General features: G+C 36.8%; 17 protein-coding genes. 9 read left to right on the forward strand and 8 right to left on the reverse strand.

Going from position 1 to position 18,880, the window contains the following annotated elements:
- Positions 1 to 46: 46 nt before the first annotated feature.
- Both CH365_RS06945 and CH365_RS06950 read right to left on the reverse strand, forming a co-directional pair.
- Positions 47 to 730 (reverse strand): YwaF family protein, encoded by a 684-nt coding sequence (locus CH365_RS06945; protein ID WP_100767841.1) that lies wholly within the window; start codon positions 728 to 730, stop codon positions 47 to 49.
- A 45-nt stretch (positions 731 to 775) separates the two neighbouring features.
- Complete coding sequence (locus CH365_RS06950; RefSeq protein WP_100767842.1) at positions 776 to 1,600, reverse strand: acyl-CoA thioesterase; 825 nt, start codon at positions 1,598 to 1,600, stop codon at positions 776 to 778.
- Positions 1,601 to 1,702: 102 nt separating this feature from the next.
- On the opposite strand from CH365_RS06950, the gene CH365_RS06955 reads away from it, so the two are divergent.
- Positions 1,703 to 2,299: a TetR/AcrR family transcriptional regulator gene (locus CH365_RS06955; RefSeq protein WP_100767843.1), complete on the forward strand. Its 597-nt coding sequence runs from the start codon at positions 1,703 to 1,705 to the stop codon at positions 2,297 to 2,299.
- Between the two features lie 20 nt (positions 2,300 to 2,319).
- On the opposite strand, the gene CH365_RS06960 is transcribed toward CH365_RS06955, so the two are convergent.
- The 5 genes from CH365_RS06960 to CH365_RS06980 form a co-directional block, all read right to left on the reverse strand.
- A complete protein-coding gene (locus CH365_RS06960) occupies positions 2,320 to 2,916 on the reverse strand; it encodes a hypothetical protein (protein WP_100767844.1) in 597 nt (198 codons plus the stop codon).
- A 77-nt stretch (positions 2,917 to 2,993) separates the two neighbouring features.
- The gene (locus tag CH365_RS06965; protein ID WP_100767845.1) at positions 2,994 to 3,650 is read right to left on the reverse strand and encodes an SAP domain-containing protein; all 657 of its coding nucleotides are present in this window, start codon (positions 3,648 to 3,650) and stop codon (positions 2,994 to 2,996) included.
- Positions 3,651 to 3,665: 15 nt separating this feature from the next.
- On the reverse strand, positions 3,666 to 4,235 hold the full coding sequence (locus CH365_RS06970; protein ID WP_100767846.1) for a DNA-3-methyladenine glycosylase I: 570 nt from the start codon (positions 4,233 to 4,235) through the stop codon (positions 3,666 to 3,668).
- Between the two features lie 114 nt (positions 4,236 to 4,349).
- The gene (locus tag CH365_RS06975) at positions 4,350 to 5,099 is read right to left on the reverse strand and encodes a glucose 1-dehydrogenase (RefSeq protein ID WP_100767847.1); all 750 of its coding nucleotides are present in this window, start codon (positions 5,097 to 5,099) and stop codon (positions 4,350 to 4,352) included.
- Between the two features lie 54 nt (positions 5,100 to 5,153).
- Positions 5,154 to 5,582, reverse strand: coding sequence for a MarR family winged helix-turn-helix transcriptional regulator (locus tag CH365_RS06980; protein ID WP_100767848.1), 429 nt, complete (start codon positions 5,580 to 5,582; stop codon positions 5,154 to 5,156).
- A 393-nt stretch (positions 5,583 to 5,975) separates the two neighbouring features.
- Here CH365_RS06980 and CH365_RS06985 point away from each other — a divergent pair, with 393 nt between their 5' ends.
- Genes CH365_RS06985 through CH365_RS07000 form a run of 4 tightly spaced genes read left to right on the forward strand, consistent with a single transcriptional unit; the run spans position 5,976 to position 10,178 of the window.
- Positions 5,976 to 7,508, forward strand: a complete 1,533-nt coding sequence (locus CH365_RS06985; protein WP_244283023.1) for a TolC family protein — start codon at positions 5,976 to 5,978, stop codon at positions 7,506 to 7,508.
- The gene (locus CH365_RS06990; RefSeq protein WP_100767849.1) at positions 7,505 to 8,890 is read left to right on the forward strand and encodes an Ig-like domain-containing domain; all 1,386 of its coding nucleotides are present in this window, start codon (positions 7,505 to 7,507) and stop codon (positions 8,888 to 8,890) included. Before CH365_RS06985 ends, CH365_RS06990 begins: the two co-directional genes overlap by 4 nt.
- Complete coding sequence (locus CH365_RS06995; RefSeq protein WP_100767850.1) at positions 8,887 to 9,516, forward strand: lipoprotein; 630 nt, start codon at positions 8,887 to 8,889, stop codon at positions 9,514 to 9,516. Before CH365_RS06990 ends, CH365_RS06995 begins: the two co-directional genes overlap by 4 nt.
- Positions 9,513 to 10,178 (forward strand): tetratricopeptide repeat protein, encoded by a 666-nt coding sequence (locus tag CH365_RS07000; protein ID WP_100767851.1) that lies wholly within the window; start codon positions 9,513 to 9,515, stop codon positions 10,176 to 10,178. The genes CH365_RS06995 and CH365_RS07000 overlap by 4 nt, the downstream gene beginning before the upstream one ends.
- Before the next feature lie 545 nt (positions 10,179 to 10,723).
- Here the strand turns inward: CH365_RS07000 and CH365_RS20050 are convergent.
- Entirely contained in the window at positions 10,724 to 10,867 is a 144-nt protein-coding gene (locus CH365_RS20050) for a hypothetical protein (protein WP_208861165.1), read from the reverse strand.
- Here CH365_RS20050 and CH365_RS07010 point away from each other — a divergent pair.
- From CH365_RS07010 to CH365_RS07025, 4 genes are all read left to right on the forward strand, one after another.
- Positions 10,866 to 12,284, forward strand: a complete 1,419-nt coding sequence (locus tag CH365_RS07010; protein ID WP_100767853.1) for an efflux RND transporter periplasmic adaptor subunit — start codon at positions 10,866 to 10,868, stop codon at positions 12,282 to 12,284. The two genes, CH365_RS20050 and CH365_RS07010, sit on opposite strands and share 2 nt — an antisense overlap.
- The gene (locus CH365_RS07015; RefSeq protein WP_100767854.1) at positions 12,284 to 15,361 is read left to right on the forward strand and encodes an efflux RND transporter permease subunit; all 3,078 of its coding nucleotides are present in this window, start codon (positions 12,284 to 12,286) and stop codon (positions 15,359 to 15,361) included. Before CH365_RS07010 ends, CH365_RS07015 begins: the two co-directional genes overlap by 1 nt.
- Positions 15,345 to 18,017 carry an efflux RND transporter permease subunit gene (locus tag CH365_RS07020; RefSeq protein WP_100767855.1) on the forward strand — a complete coding sequence of 891 codons (2,673 nt, stop codon included), beginning with the start codon at positions 15,345 to 15,347 and terminating at the stop codon, positions 18,015 to 18,017. The genes CH365_RS07015 and CH365_RS07020 overlap by 17 nt, the downstream gene beginning before the upstream one ends.
- 191 nt (positions 18,018 to 18,208) lie before the next feature.
- The coding region (locus CH365_RS07025) for a TIGR04388 family protein (protein WP_125226295.1) at positions 18,209 to 18,880 on the forward strand (672 nt) is incomplete at its 3' end.

Below are 18,880 nucleotides of genomic sequence, written 5' to 3' on the forward strand. Positions count from 1 at the left end.
TGGCCGCCGCTACTGCGATTTACAATAAGTACCTATAGTTCGCGTCTTAACTTTTGGCATTCTTCTTCCAAAACTGAAGATATAATAGAGTAAATAAGATCGTTCCCAGGCCTTGCAGCCAAAGTATATAAATAGGCCAAGGACCTAAATAATCCATTAAAGAACCTGCTGCGGATTTTTCTCTCATATATCCGTAATTTGCGTCCAACCCGAAATCTACTACCAAGGCAACGGCAACATAAATCTGGCTATAAAGAACAGACCGAAGCACCGCTCCTTTTCTGGGGGTTAACTCTAAACCGAATACAACATAAAGCGCCGAAATCACCAAACCGGAATGAGCTATGAAGAATATAAAAAAGTAAATATGAGGGAATGTTACGGAAAGATCCGGGGTGATCACTCCTTGCATAGAACCTGCGATCACCCAAAAATAAGAAAGTTCAGCAAGGGTTCTATTTCGAGTAAAAAGTGCCAGAGAAGTTACGATTGCAGACCAATTACAAAATTCCATAGGCAAATCATAACGTATCTGCCAATAGCCTGAATTAATCCTATATATTACATAAACGCAATAGTTTAAAAGAAGAATGGCGCCAAGTGTGTAACCGATCGTGTTTTTGATTTTAGAGGAAGCGAACTTCTTGCCGAAGTAGGGCAGAGCAAAACCAAGGAACGCAGTAAGAAAAAGAATAATAAAATGGAGAGGGCTCCAATGTTCGAATCTCATCGAAGATACCCTCTCCTTACGTTAGAGAAATTTCAAATCATAAATTCAATCAAAGATCGGCTTATTTTTCACGCTAAAGATCATTTTCATTTCTTCTTCGGTGAATTGGTGAGGTCTTTTTCTTTTTAGATCCATAAAGAGTCCGTTCACTAAAGAACTTAGGATTAATTTTTGCGTCTTTTTGGAGAACACATCATGACGGAATGCCAATCTGTTCTTTTCCGCTTTTTGATAAACGGTTACTATCACAAAGTCATCTGGAAAACCCATTGAATCGAAATACTTTAATTCTGCTTTGTAGACTACTGGGCCGATTCCTTTTGCCTGCAATGCATGTAGATCCAATCCGCATTGATAAGAAGAACGGATCCTTGCGTCGTCTAGATAATACTGGATGGTTTCTAGATTTACTTTACCGTCCGGGTTCATTTCTGCCCAGCCTACGCTGATCGGATGATAGAATGCATACGGATAATTTTCTTCAGAATAGAAAACTTCTTCCGAATCGTCAAAAAGGCTCAATACGAATCTTGCCTTACAGACCAATGTAGAATCGGAGGAACGGAAAATTTCCTGCATAATCTCTGTGGATTCAGGATCAGAATGAAGAATATCCGTAGTAACGACTGCATCTTCCGGATATTTGAGTTCTGCTTTGTATTCTATCTCGCATAGGCGAACTATTAAGCGATCCGAACTTAAAATTGTTTCCCCTTCTTCTTTTAAGAGTTGGAAGGTTTTGATCCTTGCTTCTTCGAAATAACTTTGGTAGGTCCCGTTGTTTACATGTCCGTTTACGTCTATATCCGATTTACGAACGGGGATGGCGAAAGATGTGATAATCTTATCCGTTTTTTCCATGAGCCTCATTAAAAGCCTCCGGTAGACAAAGTGGTCTACTCCTCAGATTCCAGAATAAATTGTGGTAGACAAATCAGTCTACCACAATTATAATCAGAAGAGAAAAAAAAGATGAGAATCCAAAAGGACTTAATTCGATCAGAAGATCCAGCCAAGGATAGGATCTTAAAAGCTGCTTTTAAATTATTCTATTCCAAAGGTTATCCAAATACCGGAATAAACGAAATTTTGGAAGAAGCCGGAGCCTTTAAGAAGAGTCTATATATTCACTTTCCTTCAAAAAGGGATCTGGGTAAGGCTTATCTTCTGGAACAAGAAGAAGCTATATTAGGTTTTGTTAAAAGGATTGCAAAAAGAGAAAAGAAATATTCGGACTTTATCAAGTCTTGGATGAAGATGCTGAGAAGGGGTTTGAAAAATACGTATATTTACGGCTGTCCTTATGCGAATTTATCCAACCAAACCCACGATGAACCTGAGATTTCCGATTTTGTAAAAGTGGCATTGAACCGTTGGGTCGAGGATTTCGAACTTTGTTTAAAAGAAATCTCTTGGAGCTCAAGAAAGGTAAAAACTGAATCCGAGTTAAAGGAAATTTCAGAAAGTATTCTTTTTTATTACCAAGGTGCTCTACAATTGTATGGAATGTCCGGAGACTTCAAACATATCTATCGCTTAGAAAAAGAACTTTTGTCTTTAGACAGATAATATTAGTTTTTTAAAATATATTAATCCCAAATAGAATTAGCACATTCTACCAGATCTCCTGCGAAATAATGAGGAAAGGAATAGGCTAATTTTCCAGTAACCGGATTTAGGTCTTTATATGAAACGGAATCTATCCTTAAAGTATCCGATTCATCCCTATATATTTTGAATTTCAAATGAAGTTTAAACTTATCCTTGCCGTATTTGAAACTTGTATTCCCTCTGCATGATTTAACACAACTATCGAATACCTCTTCGGGATTTCTGTTGGAACGAAGAGTATGTGATTGTTCCTTACAATTGAAGGAGCATTCGTCAGGATCGGAAGGCTCGTATGGAAATTCGATAAGTACTTCTTTGTTTCCTTCGGTTTTATAAGATCCGTGAATAACCGGCACTAATTCTCCCGGTCTCCTACTCCTCATTGTGGCTCCGGTAGGAGGGCTGAGGATCAATTCTAACCCGCTGATCTCTAGATATAGTTTGGATTCTATTTTGGGGAAATCTTTTTCCCAATTTAAACATACTACTTTGCTTTCCGACTGAGCTCCTAAGAAAAAAGGAAAACTAATTACGAAACACAATAGAATGGAGAATGAGAACAACTTAACTTTCATTTGGCTCGAATATTATTTTATAATGATTTGGGAGAGTCTTCCAGCAGAAAAACTTGATTTTCATTACGGATTTAGCATTACTTATTGCTCTTAGCTTCCAATTTTCGAATGTCTTTTGAAAATTCGTCCAAAAGAGAAGAATCAAATTTTTTACTGCCTACTCTGTCTCGAACCTTTCCCCATAAAAATGCCGCGATATTGAGTTTGTTTTTGAGCGGAGAAGTTTTCGGATCGGAATGAAAATCTTTTACGAAACGATTCCATCTTAGAACACGATCGTCAGGCCTTTCTTCCTTGGGAGGATTTTCGTACACCTTCAGAAGATCTTGGACAGACAGTTTTAGATTGCCGACCTTCTCCGCATCCCGAACCGCTTCCGCCATTGCCTTGGTAAAACTGAACTTTTTGAGATCATAATATTCTCTGCAGAATTCCCTGAATTTGGAATCAAAACGAATTCCTTCCGGAATAATTTTGGATTTGAGAGTGATTTCTTTTTCAGTTTTATTCTTTCTGCGAACAGAACTAGAACCTTTTAAAAACTTTTCCTTTTTTAGAAATTTCTCTCTCCCTAATACTAAATACGATTTTAACCTTTCCTCCAACTCTGCTTTGGCACCTTTGGAAGAAATTTTTAAAGTCAGACAAATATCTTTTAACTCTTCTCTGTACCAATAGTAAGACTCGAATTCAGAGATGGTTTTGATTGTTTCGAAATTAGGACGAGATTTCATTATCAGGTTATCGATCTATTTTCTCTTTTTGGAATTCCAAGCCGGCTTTGATTTTAAAGCTTTCTTATAGATGGGGCAGCCGGGTCCATGAGCTCCTTCTAAATATCCGGTACTCATTAAAAATTCGTTCACTATTTCTCCACCCACGAACACGAAAGTTTTTTTGAATAGTTTAGTCCATTCTTCCAAGGATTTAGGATGATGAGAATTCAACCAATCTTGGAAGCTTCCGAATTCTTTTTGGAGCCCGATAATCACATTCGCATTATGAATGGCGGCATTTATTTTAAGTCTATTTCGAATGATCCCTGCATCGTTCATGAGCCGATCAAAATCTTTTTCGGAGAACTTTGAGATTTTTTTAATCGAGAAGTTTTTGTAAGCCTTGCGAAAGTTTTCTTTTTTTCGTAAGATCGTAGTCCATGAAAGACCCGCCTGGTTGATCTCTAAAATGAGCCTGCCGAATAACTCATCATCCGAGTTTAAGGTAAAACCGTATTCTGTATCGTGATAGGTTTTGTTTTCGGGATCTTGGTCCCTTGCAAGCGAAAGGACATATTGGCAATATTTTGTAAGAGAATTCATATGATAAAAAGAAGGTAATCTAAAGAATTAAGTCACCTCTTACAAAAGAACAGGCAAGAAATTTTTTGAATTCTTCTCTTACCTGTTCGTAAAACTACAAAATGAGTATTCGGTCTAAAAACCGATCAACATTCCACCATCTACCCGAAGAGTTGCTCCGGTAATCCAATCCGCTTCCTCGGAAGAAAGGAATACAACTGCAGAGGCGACAGCTTCTTCCGGATTTCTTTTGATCTTTAAAGGAATGGAATCCAAGATAGAATTTCTAATTTCTTCGGGAACATGTTCAGCAAAACGATTATTGATAAAACCGGAAGCAACACAGTTCACGGTAATATTTCTGGAAGCAAATTCTCTGGCCGCTGATTTGGTGAGAGCAAATAGCCCTGCCTTTGCAGAAGAATAATTTGCTTGCCCGGCATTTCCATAAAACCCGGAAACGGATCCTATGTTTACGATCCTACCTGAACTTTTTTTTAACATAAACTTTGCCGCAGTTTGTATTCCGAAGAAGGCAGCTTTCAAATTTACCGAGTGTACCTTCTCCCATTTTTCTTCCGACATTCTCAAAAGAAGATCATCTTGAACGATGCCTGCATTATTAATCCAAATATCCAAAGCTCCGGTCTTCTCAATTGCGAATTCTGCCAATTCCTTGTTTTGATTTTTAGAAGTCACATCGCAAGTTTTCCAGAAAACTCCCTCAAGATTATATTTTGCTAATTCGTCTGCCGTTTCCTTACAATTGGAATCTCCTAGATCCGAGAGGACGACCTTTGCCCCTCTCTCTAAGAACATTCTTGCGATCGTTTTACCTATGCCTCTAGCTGATCCGGTGATTACCGCAGTTTTACCTTCTAACATTGTCGTTCTCCTATTTATTTCGATGTCGAAATATTAATGTAAAAAATTTTTACGTTATATATCGAAATTCGAATGGATTTTAGTTAAAATTCGCATGAATTCCTCTTTTTCTCCCTGCTCTAAATTATGACTGAGCTTAACTAATGTTGCCTTAGAAGCTCTTTGCACTTTTTCTAAGGTTTGTTTTCCCTTCTCGGTTAATTCTGCCGAAGTAACTCTTTCATCTTCGTAAGGTTTAGATCTTTTAACATAACCGAATTCTTCCATTTTATCCAAAAGAGCGGTAACTGTTGAGTTGGTCCTATCCAACAATTTCGCCAATTCGCTCATCGTAAGCGGCCCTTCTTTGCCTAAAATAAAAAGTACACCCCCATGGGCAGGGACAAGATCTTGGATTCCTTGTTTCAGGAATTCTTCGGACAAATGTTTTTGGATCCGATCCCTTGTTCTGGATAATAAATGAATTACATAATCGGGCTTCATTTATTTAGACATCGAAATAGTTATGAAGTTTTGTCAAGTTGAATATTAATTCCGTTAGATACATTCCTTAAATTCGTACGAAAGCATACTCTATTCGGGATATATGTATTCGTTTAACGTGATTATTTAAGAAATTAAACCTTACTAGATTATTTTTTATTTCAATTTTAGTTACCTTAGGGACGAAAAAAGATAATGGGTAACTATAGTTATATGTATCTGACATAGTTATGATCTATGCAAAATTGTAAAATACGTCGTTCCAGCTTGACCGTAAGACGGCTCAAAAAAAACTCAATTTTCATAAAGATATTTTTAAACGTAAGTTTCCTCAGAAATTACGGAATTTTGTCAGGATTTGTCGCAGTCTACCCAAGAATTAATATTATTCGTATGAAGAAGATCTTCTGCATCATTGCTTGCCTGTTTGCTCTATTCTTTTCTACATCTTTTTTCGCAAAATCAGTTAATGACGGCGTTGAAATGGATTTGGAGAAGGCGGTCTTGCTCGGCCTGGCAAATAACGTCATTTTGAAAAACCTGGAACGTCAAAATGAAGTCTTTCAGATGACAGTAAGAGAAAAATGGAGGGAATATCTCCCGAAGTTAGGTGTTTCTTACTTTGGTCTTCGCAATTTAAATCAAAACCAGCAAGATTCAGTTTATAATGATATTCGCTTAACAATTCAGCAGTTAGTCTATGATGGCGGAGAAAATGGACGATTGATAGAATCCGCCCGTTTATCTGCCGAGATCAATAAAGCCGAAATTCAAGTACAAATTCGAAAAACAAAAATCGATGTAGTACGCCAGTATATGAAAATTATCTCAAATCGGGGTAAGTATCTTTCTTCAAGGCGTTTATATAGAAGTTTCGAAGGGCAATTGAATGATACTACTTTAGAATATAAGAACGGATTAAAATCTAGATTGGATTTTCTCGAAGTTTCTGCAAAATTTAATGAAGCGAAACTTTCTTTATTAAGAGCGGAAACAGAGTTCAAAAATTCAATCACTGAATTGAAATTGATTCTCCAGTTAGAAGATTCCGATGATTTTGTTATCCAAGAAAATATTTTTTACGATTATTATATAGAAGATCCTAAACCAATTTTAGATTCGGATGAGGGAAACTTAGAAGAAAATCGACCAGATCTTAAGAAATCTAAGATAATCGTGAATCGATTAAAATTAGAAAGGGAAACTTTAGAATCCGGCTGGAAACCTAAGCTGTTTGCAGGTGGATACTACGGTAAAAATACAAACGATGTTCTGCCTGTGATTCACGACAATTACGGGTTTAATTTTTCAGTCGTCGTTCCATTAGGTTCTTCTACTCTTCAATCCCAATCCAATTACGGTATTCAAACCGATGGAACCGGTATCCAAAGAATTCCAGGCTACGGACCACAATTCGTAGGACAAGGTGCGAACTCTTTTAATAGCGCTAATTTGCAATTATTCGATAATTTAAGCCAAGCACGTAAAGTTCTAGAAGGAGAACTTAAATTTGTAGATGCAAAGTCTTCTTATGAATTCGCAAGGAAGCAGGCTAAATTTGAAACTATTAAAGCAAGAGACAAAGTGTTAGAAAATTACTCTGTTATTTCTGTGCTTAGCCAAAAGGTACTTCTTTATTTAGAAAATTTTCGGATTAATCGGGTTAAGTTTAAAAGTGGTCAACTAAAAAGGACTGACCTGTTGAAAAGCGAATACGAATTTTCTAAAACACAAGATGACTTGGCTGACGCATATTCTGAATACTTAAGATCCTGTTACGAATATTTTTATGTAACAGGAAGAGATCTCGGGGATCTTCCATTTTATAAAGTTAATTTGGGCAAAGGAAACAGTATAGTCGCAAAGCTAGTGAAAGAGACAAGAGAGAATGAAGACTTCTTTCCCGAAAAAGGTAGAAAAAAATGAGATTTAACTTTTTAAAAGAAACGATATATGGACTTTCTCTATTCTTTCTAGTCTCTTGCGATCAACTAACCGGATCTGCGAGTAAAATGTTCCCATTTTTAGGCGGTTCTGAAAATCCGAAATTGGTTTATTACTATCCTTTGAAAGACACTGCTAATGTTCCTCCGAACGCTTCGATATCTTTCTTGTTCGATAAGGAAATGAATATTGATTCTTGTATTTCTGCCTTTGTGATCGAGCCAAAAATTACCGGCTTCTTTGCAAGTAGTCCGTTTGGTTTTGAATTTACTCCTTCTGCACCTTTATCTGATGGAACTTATACGATTACTATTACAAAGTCTTGCGAAGATAAATCCGGATTAGATTTGGATAATGTTTTCGTTTTAAGATTTGCGGTCGGATCCGTTCCAGGAGGTAATCAATTAGCACCGACTGTCGTAAGTGCTTCTACATTGCATGGTACTCCTGCCACTTGTAATGCTGGAGGTGGGGCATCGATTAATTTTTCCACCAACACTGTTGAAGATACTTGTGTTGGAAGTGTAGCATCGCGAACTCCAATTCAGATTGTCTTTTCGTCACCGATGGATCGTACAATCACTACATTAGCTTTATCTTATACTGCGAGTCTTGCTGCTTCTTTATCTTGGTCGTCAGATTCACAAACTCTTACAATTCTACCTGACGGTCCTCTAAATTTCGGAACTAGATATACGTTTAAAATCGATTCGTCTGCTCAAAGCCAGGTGGGCTATCGGTTAGATGCTCCCTTTACTGCAAACTTTGTAGCCGGCGGACTAAATCCTCTACCGGTAGTGCAGGCGGTAGGATTGGAAAGCCAAGGATGTTCTACTACTTCTCCAGGATCCGGTTCGGCTTCCGGTGGTGACTGGACTTTAGGAAGTTGTTTTTGGGATAATTCTCTTCCTCTTCTTTCCTCCGGTTCATATCGTTTTAGAGGAGGGGATGATGGTTCAGGTACGATCGGTTCTTCTAACGCCTGCGCAGACGTGAATACGGATAATTTCAGGGTAATATTCAACAACTATATGAATCCTGGAAATACTGTAAATGCGGTGAGGTTACAACGAGTTTCTCCTCCTTCATCCAATATAAGAACGGCAACGTATGTTTGGTCAGATTGCCAGGCAGTATTTCCGTTCGGTTGTAAGGTGCTTACTATCGCATTTTCTGAACAGGAATCCTCTTGTAACGGTACACTCTTTGGTGATTCAAGTACAGGCGGAGATTTTAATTTAGATAGAACAGACAATGCACCTGCAAATTTCCCATTCTATCAATTGATTGTAGATACTTCCGCTCAGGATGTGAACGGGAAAAATTTAAGTTCTCAATTTATTTTCGGCGTAGAGGGAAAATGAAATATTTTATTATTATTCCGATTGCAGTAAGTTTATCCCTGCAATGTGTTCTTTTGAGAAGTTTCTTCCCATCGGAACCGGAAATCGCGAGAAATAATGGAAAAACAGGATACGTTTTAATTGCTCCTATTCGATTGAAAGATTCGACCGGCGGAAGCTTCGTAGGAGAGGTATTTCGAGAAAATTTAAGATTCGAATTAGCAAAACAAGGTTTTGTTTCCGCCGCTTTAGACGAAACGAATCGGGAAAGCCTTCCATATAAGGATGGAGGAAGAATCACATTCCCGGAAGAACCGTCTGACGTTAAACAAACGAATCCTCCAGTTGCAAATACAAAGGAAGAAAATCCTAAATTTCTCGGAATCTCCGAAAATGATTTAAAAAACCTTTTCGATAAAACGAAATTCGATTATTTTTTAGAAAGTACAGTAATATTAAAAGAAACGGGAACCGTTTTGGATCCGCTTTATTCCGTATCAGTTTTTATTCGCGTAAGTGGCAAAACCGGGAAGAAATTCGGTGAGATACGGTTTTCTGCCGATACTACAAGAGAAAAGTTGGATGAAACAGTTAAATACTCAACTTACGGTTCGGTAAAACAAATTAGGGATTTAGTTAAAGAATGATTAAGGAAAGACTTACTGAACTAAGAGCATTTTTAAATGTTAAGATTATCTTAATTTTCTTAAGCATTCCAATTGCGATATTTGTTATCTTTATTTTTTGGTATTACACTAAATCAGTAAAATTGAATGGGCTTTATCAGGAAGCTTTATCCGCGTATTCCGTTAAAAATTTGGACAAATCTAAGAGTTTATTATTACAAATTTATGAATCGGATTCAGATTTTAAGGATGTATCTTTCCTATTAGGAAAGATAGAATATTTTTCTAAAAACTTTGATCAATCGACAACTTATTTCAAAACTTGCGCCGACAATGGTAAATTGAATTGTAAACTTTGGGTTTTGAAATCTCTAATTCATTCCGGTAAGGATTATGATCTTTCTGAAAAAATCTTGAATCAACTTGCCGAGGATGGATTTGAAAATCCTGAGTTGGATCAATTTAGGGGAATCTTATATGAAAGAAAAGGCAAATTGGACCTCGCGTTAGAAAGTTACAATAGATCTATTTCCTTTACCTCTACAATTCTTCCTTCATTGGCTAGATTGGAAGCAATATATAAAAAAGCTGGCTTTCCAGCTAAAGCACAACGCTATAGAGAATTTTCAAACGCAGTTCAAGAATTAAACGGTTCTACAAAAACGAATAAAAAGGAAAAATGAATGAATTATCTGAGAGAAGCATATTCCTATTGTATAAACTTTTTTAACGAATATGTTAAAACTGAGCCGGAAGTTTTAGCTCAGAATGTTAAGAAGTTTTTAATTATCAGTTTGATAGGCGAGGCTATCCTAATCGTATTTTACGTAATTCTTAATTTAGTGGTTACCTATACCACTAATTACGAAGAGGTGGTCGCCTTAAATATAAGGATGAGGTATCTATTCGATCAGAGAGAAGTTTCTCCCTTCTTGTATTCGATGAACACGTATCCTTATACTGTTTTTTGGGGTGCGTTCTTCATAATACTATTCCAAACAATATCTATTTTATCTCGATGGGGCCTTATAAGACTGTTTTCTGAAAAGTATACAGATTTGCAAAGAATTGCATTAGCTGAAATTCACTCCTTTTCTAGATTTTTTATTTCTCTCTTCCCGCTTCTATTTATTGCCAAAATATTTCCGCAAAGTTGGAAGCTACAATTGCTTCCGTTGATTTTTTACGTATCTGTATATATGCTAACCATTCTTTTTGGGGCTTTCTTTTATTTAAAACGATGGATATTGGTGACTAACGCTATTTTGGAACAACCTAAAGGAAGATCTATAATAACTTGGTCTTTTCCGTTATTGATTACTGGGCTTTTAGTTTGGATTGCATATAATTGAGCTAAGTAAGACACGTTCATGAAAATTAACGGTAAAATACTTTTTCTAGGCTCAACACTTCTATTATTTATCGCTATATTAATATCTTTTTTAGTCCCTAAGATTTCTGGGACTTTCAAAGATTCTAGTGTAAAAAAGCCATCCGTTAAGACGGTTGAAATTCAAGTGAAGATGGTTTCCCCTAGTATAGAATCCAGCGGAATCGTGGATCCGGAGGAGAAAGTCGAAGTATACTTTAAGGTTCCAGGTCGGATCGAAAAAGTATATGTCGAAGAAGGTGATCATGCTTCTAAAGGAAAACTATTGGCGTCTTTAGAAAAATTTCAACTTGAACAAGAGAAGAAAAGGTTCGAAGCAAATTTAGACTCCTCAATGGCCCAGGTAAGGTTAGCCGAAGAAAAGTATGAAAAAGCTCGGAAGCAGGTCGAGGCAAGATATATTGAGGTCCGCAAACATTCCGAACTTGTAAATAAGTACAAAGAAGAATACGAAAAATCCAAAAAGACCTACGAAGCAAAAGAGACCGTCTTTAAAGAGGGCGGGATAAGCAGCGAAGAAGCAAATAGTGCTCGAGTTGAGATGATTGCAAGAATGACTGCTTATGAAAATGGTAAAAGGGATTATGAAATTGTCTCCATTGGAATGAGAGATGATGACATCAAAACTGCAGGATTTAAAGTTCCTACAACGGATTCTGGAAAGTTAGCCATTTTAATGGACTTAAATACTAAGATTGAAAAGGCAGAAGTAGAGGTTGCACGAGCTTCTTATCGTTCGAATGAATCTCTTCTAAATTCTGCAAAACAAAATCTAAGAGAAGCTGATCTTTATTCGCCTATGGAAGGTCTCGTAATAAAAAAATATAAAACCCGTGGCGATGTGATCAGCGGGTCTTCCGTTCAGGGGCAGGCTGTCGTACTAGTTGCGAAATTAGAAACCATATATGCTGTTTTTAACGTTAGTGAAAAAGATTCGGTAAAAGTTAAGAAAGGATTAGAGGTCGATATATCGATCGATGTTCTTCCCGAAGTTAAATATAAGGGAGTGGTCAGTAAAATTCAGCCCTATATTGAAGAAAAAACTCACACGCTTCAAGTGAGCGCGAAAGTAGAAAATAAAGGTAATAAATTAAAGCCAGGTATGTTTCTTAGAACAAGGACATATGCAGGTGAAAAAATGCCAATGTTTGAAATACCTAGATCTGGATTTACTGAGACAGGTGATAAACAAGGTTTTGTTTTCGTTATAAAGGAGAAAAGAGCTTATAAAGTTGCTGTAGAAGTCTCTGAAACTAGGGGAGAATCGATTTTAATTTCGTCAGGCTTACAAGAAGGTGATCAACTCGTTGTTGAAGGAGTAAGTAGACTGAAAGAAGGTATCGAAGTAGATGTTCTTAAATCGGAAGGTTCTGAACAAAATCAATCTGTAGGTCAGTAGTGAAGAATGCAGTTTCCTTCTTTCTTTCGCGTCCGATAGCAGTTCTTGCATTTTTCGTTTCGCTAGTCATATTTGGGATTCTTTCCTTATTCGATTTAAAGATTACAACCTTACCCGATATAGGGTTTCCTAAGATATTAATCGAGACTAAATATCCCTATGCCGGAATTGAGGAAACCGAATCTTTAGTTTCCCGTCCTATCGCAGAAAGACTCGGATCTTCTCGAGGGGTAAAAGCAGTCTATAGCGTCTCTGAACCTGGTGTTTCAAAAATAACTGTTACGTTTGTAGATAATCGTGACTTAGATTTCAAAATTTTAGAGCTTCGCGAAAAGTTAGAACAAGTAAGAGAAGCGCTCCCTCAAAATGTTGAAAAACCTGTGCTTACCAGATATGATCCGAATGCAGGCTCATTTTTGGAGATTGCTGTTTTTCCGGATAAGTTAAACGACCCTATTCTTCTTAGAAGCAAAGTTGAAGAAGATTGGAAGCCTATTTTGGAAAGAGTCGAAGGTATTGCTAGCCTCCAAATCGGCGGAGGTTATGAGAGAGAAATTTTAGCAAAAGTAGATTCTAGAAGGATGTTATCCTTTAAACTCTCACCTCAAAATGTAGGAAGATCAGTTGTTCAATCAAACCGAAACGTTCCAGCTGGATCTGTTCCTTCCGGAGATAAGGAAGTGCTCGTCAGAGTCCGAGGAGCTGCTGAAAATTTAGAAGATCTTTCCCAAACGGTTGTGTTTGTCGGACAAGATGGAGAACCAGTTCGTTTAAAAGATTTTGCTTCGTTATCATATGAATATAGAAAAAAATCAGAGAAGGCAATATATAACGGAAAAGAATGCGTTATTTTATATTTCTTTTTAGAATCCGGCGGAAATCCTGTTGAGGTTTCAAAAAAAGTAAGAAAACAAGCGGAAGAAATTCTAAATTCGTCTCGGTCCGAATTAAAATTCGAAATGGGTTTTGATGAATCCGATTATATTAAGAAGGCAGTTGCTGGCTTAAGAACATCCCTAATAATCGGTGCTTTTCTTGCTTTCGTAGTTTGCGCTTTAGTTTTAAGAAATTTTTCTACACCTCTAATAATTCTAATAATAGTTCCAGTTTCCGTAATAGCATCATTCTTTCTATTTAGACTTGCCGGCCTTTCTTTGAATATGATGTCTCTCGGAGGATTAGCGGTCGGGATTGGTATGCTGTTTGATAATAGTAACGTAATATTATCAGCGGCAGAGCGTGTTTACGAAAAATATAATGATAGGAAAAGGGCAGCAGAAGAAGCGGTTTCCGAAACGGGGGTATCTGTCGTCATTGCTACGATTTCCACGTTATTTGTGTTCGTTCCGATGTCATTTTTGGACAGCTTTATCGGGTCTCTGTTTTCAGAAATGGCAATTGCCATTTCATTATCACTATTAGTTAGCTTAATCGTTGCTCTTTCATTAACTCCTACATTATATTTTTTGATTCCAAGAATTTATCCCGCTAAAGGGACAAGAATTTTTAAGATATTTCTTAAAGCGGAAGAAATTGAATCTTGGATATTGCAAAAACATTCTGAAATTTTAAAAAATTTCATCGGAAGACCGAAAAAACTCATCATAATTTTAATAACCTTCTTATTGGTTTCTCTAACTTCCTTGGTGGTAGTAAAAAAAGAAATTTTACCAGCAATGGAAACTGGAGAATTTGCAGTAACCTTAAATTTCTCGCCGGGAACAATTCGAGAGAGAATGGAAGACTCTACCTTAGGTTTCGAGGCATATGTTAGAGAGCAAATTCCGATAGAAAGGACTGTAATTCGAATTGGAAAAGAAATCGAGGCATCCGGTTCATCGTCTTTAGGCTCAGAAGCTGTTTCGGAAATTCGGTTCATTCTAGATTCTTCATATAGGACCAAGACGGCGAAATATGTTGAATACTTGAGAAAAACTATTATATCCGAATTTCCTAATATAGATGCAAAAATACGTTATTCGGGAGACATTCTTACTTCATTGATCGGTGAGAATTCTGAAATTCGATTAGAATTGAGAGGAGAAAATTTTTCAGAGTTAGAGACTTGGGGTGAAAAAATTGTTCAGCAATCACAATCTATTAAATCTATTTTAAGTAGTAAACACACACTTTCTGAAAAAATTAGATCTTATTCTTTAAAAGCAGATGAAGCGAAAATGTTAAGGTATGGATGGTCTAATGATTCTTTAGCTGAATATTTAAGAATTGCTACTTTAGGTGCCTATTTCTCCGGTCTTGAAATTTCAGGAAAAGAAGTCCCCATTCGTTTGATTTTTAGAGAGGAAGATGTTCAAAATGCGACTTCTCTATTAAATTTTACCATTCCAACAGGAGAAAAATTAGTTCCGATCGGAGAATTAGTAGAGCTTAATAAAGAAACTGGTTATAGATATCTATATGGTATCGGTAGTCAAAGAGCCAATATTGTAACTCTTGTTCCTGAATCCGGAAAAAAAGATTCAGCGACAACAGACCTTCTGAATCGTTTAGAAAAAATTCCTGCAAATCTTTCTATTTCAACTTCAGATCAAGAGGACTATTCGGAAGTTTCGGCTGAACTTGGATTTTCGATCTTGTTAGCTTATGTGGTTCTCTTCCTTTTGATTGCAGGACAGTTCGAATCCCTTCGGGTTTCATCCTTAATTTTAATTACGGTTCCGCTAGTCGTGTTTGGATCTGTAATCGCATTAGTTATTACTTTTAATTCTTTGAATGCGAGCTCATTTGTCGGTCTAATTCTTTTAATGGGGATTTCCGTAGACTCTGGAGTTTTATTTTACGAATATTATCATTCTTTTTATAATAAAAAACGGATAAGTGAAGAACCGGCAATTACCGCAGCTTCTACAATTGTTCGCCCAGTTATCATGAACTCTTCTACGACGATTGCCGGTCTACTTCCTGTTATGTTTGGTTTAATTCCTGGTTCGGAATTTCAGGCGTCGATGGCAATTGTGGTCGGCTTCGGTTTGATTCTCAGCGTGTTAAACTCGTTATTCGTTCTGCCTACGTTCTTTGTTATGACTTCGGATAGAAAGAATGCTTTTAAAAATTAAGAGAATATCTAAAAGCAGACCGGGAGCGTTCCTTTCCTTATTCTCAATCCTTCTTCTTTTATCTTTATTGCGTATATTTAATGTTCCTCTACAAACATTTCCGGATTTAAAATCGCCGACTGTTACAGTAACAACGAGCTGGCCGGGCACGGACGTCTCAAAAATAGAAAGGGAGATTACTTTCCCTCTTGAGGAATCGATTAGCTCGTTAGGCGGAATTTCAAAGATTCGTTCGGTCACTGAGTCGGGCAAATCGATGATTACTATCTCTTTTACAACTGGAATCAATCTTTCTGTAAAAATTGCCGAGTTGAGAGAGAAGATCGAAATTATTTCCGTTCGTTTTCCAAGGGATGTTAGAAGGCCCTCTATCCAATCTTTCGATTCATCTGAAAGCCCCGTTTTTATAGCATCAGTTGCTAACGTAGATGAACAAGATTTGTTTGAAACAAGGCGACTTATTGAACAAAAAGTCAAACCTTATATGGAAGGTGTCCCTGGAATTGGAAGGGTCTTAGTCGTAGGTGGAGAAGATAAAGAAATTCTAGTTTCTTGCGATCGCGATCGTTTAGAAGCGGAGAATTTAACGATTGGGGACGTTCTAAATATTGTGCGTCAAGGTTCTTTATATTCGAGAATTGGAATCGAAAAAGGAGGAAACATAGAAGTTCCGATTTATTTAGATAATCGAAAATATACTCCAACTGATTTTGCTTCCTTGCCTATTTCATTTCGCGGACAAGGAACTTTATTCTTGAGAGATGTTGCCAAGGTCGAGTATGCAAATAAAGATTTAGAAACGATTTTTCGTAGAAATGGTAAGGCAGGTGTCAGCATTTATGCTTATGCTTCGGGAAGTGTTACTTTTTCTTCGAGAGCGATTCGTCAGGCAGCTAAGAATTTAGAGACAGAGGGTATAGAACTTAGGATCCTTTACGATAAAAATGAACAGATTCAAGAGGAAATGTTAATACGTTTTCTTTTTACTGGTATTATCTTTATTCTTTATCTAGCTGTAAATAGTTTTAGGAAAACTTTTACCAAGATCATTGGATTTTTATATTCACTAATATGTACTGCATCAATTCTATCATTAATTAGTCATAAAATAGGTGCTACCCTCTTTATCGGCATAAATGTCACGTTCTGTCTGCTGATTCTAAGAAAACTTTTCTTTAAAAATAAAGGCCTGTATGGGTCAGTTTATATCGCCATCGGTTGGATAATTTGCGCGTATTATATTATAAATCCTGAATTCTTAAAACTACTTTTACAGGCGTCTGTGTCCCAGATCGTTTTTACGATTTTATTTTTAACCTTTAATATTACGGAAAAAAAGAGATTTCCTTTTTTACATAAAATGGAAGTTTTAGATAAGAAAATTTTTCGTGCATGCGCCCCGTTTATTCTGACTTTTAGAACCGTAATCTTCAAATATAAAGAAAAACTTTCAAAAAAATATAAGTCTCTTTCTTTCTTTATCGAGAAATCGTCTTCTAAGTTGGATAAATATGAAATATCGGACAAGATTCGTCGATATTCTGTTATTCAGATTTTTATAATATCGTTACCGTTTATATTTTGTTTCTTTGTTCATAGAAGTTATTCTAATCCATTAAGTAGGAGAACTGTCATTGGCAGGATTGAATTACCTTCGGGAACAGGAATCGGTGCGACTGATAAGGTCGCAAAGAAGGTCGAGACAGTTATCTTGGCAGCAAAAGTAAGCGATGAAGTTCTTACGACTGTTGAATCCGATCATGCCAATCTGATTATTAAACTTAAAAGAGGTGAATCTCCTAATGCTGAGCTGCTTGCCTTTTTAAAGAATGGCATCGGAAAACAAGCTCCCGCATATGTTTCACTTTTACCTGATAGAGATAACGAGACTAATATTGAAACTACTTTTGAAATTAGAGGACCAGACCAATCTGAGTTAGATCGATTAGTAAAAATATTTTCGAAAGAAACATCGGGAATGCCTGAGGTCGAGGAAACCGTTTTGAGATATAAGGGACCAAGAGACGAATTTATAATGGATTTAGATCCTAGTAAATCTTCACAATCCTTATTAGAAACATCACGTTTAGGAGAAGACATTCGATTAACTTTGCAGGGAGGAGTGGGAGCTAAGGCTTTTACGAATTCAAAGTTATATGATGTTAGAATTAGATCGACAGAAGAGTTTCGTGAATCCAAAACTTCATTAAATAAAATTAAAGTTCGAAATTCCGCTTCAAAGTTTGTTCCGGTGGAGGAAATTACTTCCGGTAAGGAAGACAGTACTCCCGTGAAAATATACCATTCGGATAGAAAGAGATCTCTGTCATTTTCTGTGCGACTAAGAAATGATAGCCGCGGGTATATTGATAAAGTGACTGAAAGAGTAGATGAAGTTCCATTGCCGGGCGACTATACGATCAATGCCTCCGAAGAGGAAAGTATCATAAAAAGAATGGATGTTTCCTTTCTGTTGACTATTTCGGTCATAATTCTACTTCCGCTCGTGTCCTATTTCGGGAGCTCGGATTTATATACTAGGTTTCTAGCTCAGTCTTATAAGTTATCTGCGTTATTCATTCTATTGGTAATTGTGTTCCCAGAATGGAGGTCGGATTCTTATATCTATTTCATCCTTCTTGGCTTATTTATTTAATCGAAACGAAGTTTTAATACCCAATTTGAGATACACCTATACCTTAAGGGCTTCCTTTCGTAAAGTCATGCTATCATCTCAAAAGTTAGTTTCGCTATTTCCAAGAAAGTTTTTTCAAATTTGCAAATTACTCTTGAATGAAGGAGAAAAAGCCATTTTTTTGTGATTTAAGCCATCTTAGGGTAGTGTTTATGTCACAGCTAACCGTATCGTTTTTGCGCAGAATGAGAGTATATTTTATATTGGTAGGATTCGTTCTATTTCCCTTCCAAGGAACTTTAAAATCTCAAGCTGTAGATCCGGGAAGCATGGAGTTACCGACTGGAGCCTACCAGTCTTCTCAATGGGACAGTCTTTTTCAGCAGGCATATTATTTATCAGATGTAGCAACCTGGGATCAGCTCATCGGGCAGGGGTTTAATTATTTTTGGTCAGACTGGGAAAACCAATCTAACATAGAATTTTCGAATATATTAAGTACGATAACGAATAGTGATGAAATAGCAGGAAACCAAGGATATATAGATTACGTTACTAGCTATTTGCAGATGGAGCAACAACAAGCCGCAAAAGATTGGGAGAACCAGGCGGTATATAGGATCGAACAAGAAAGAAGTTATTTCTTGGCGAGTCTTCAAAATACCCAGGTAGACACCTTAACAAACCAAAGCCCAGTAAGTAATACTTCGGAAAGTTTGGCTTTAAATGCCTGGAACCAAAAATTCCAAGATAATACTCAGGTTGGAATGTATGAGTTCCAGACCGCTTTGAAAAATTTGCAAACCGAATTTACGAGTATGCAGAACTCACTTGCAAGTACGGATGCTCAATTCCAACAGAACTTCCAACAAATACAAACGATA

This window comes from Leptospira neocaledonica, from assembly GCF_002812205.1.
Lineage (GTDB): Bacteria > Spirochaetota > Leptospiria > Leptospirales > Leptospiraceae > Leptospira_B > Leptospira_B neocaledonica.